Raw genomic sequence first — 338 nt, 5'->3', positions numbered from 1 at the left:
CTCCTCCGTTACTCTTTAGGAGGAGACCGCCCCAGTCAAACTGCCCACCATACACTGTCCTCGATCCGGATCACGGACCAGAGTTAGAACCTCAAGCATGCCAGGGTGGTATTTCAAGGATGGCTCCACGCGAACTGGCGTCCACGCTTCAAAGCCTCCCACCTATCCTACACAAGCAGGCTCAAAGTCCAGTGCAAAGCTACAGTAAAGGTTCACGGGGTCTTTCCGTCTAGCCGCGGATACACTGCATCTTCACAGCGATTTCAATTTCACTGAGTCTCGGGTGGAGACAGCGCCGCCATCGTTACGCCATTCGTGCAGGTCGGAACTTACCCGAC

The 338-nt window shown here is 55.0% G+C and carries 1 rRNA gene; it reads right to left on the bottom strand.

What is annotated here, in order from left to right:
• Window positions 1–338, bottom strand: a 23S ribosomal RNA gene (locus HMPREF2886_RS02065); the annotation flags it as partial.

Source organism: Pseudomonas sp. HMSC066A08 (genome assembly GCF_001813025.1).
Classification (GTDB): domain Bacteria; phylum Pseudomonadota; class Gammaproteobacteria; order Pseudomonadales; family Pseudomonadaceae; genus Pseudomonas; species Pseudomonas aeruginosa.
The sequence above is the reverse complement of the archived record's forward strand: the minus strand, read 5'-3'. Positions and strand labels throughout refer to the sequence as shown.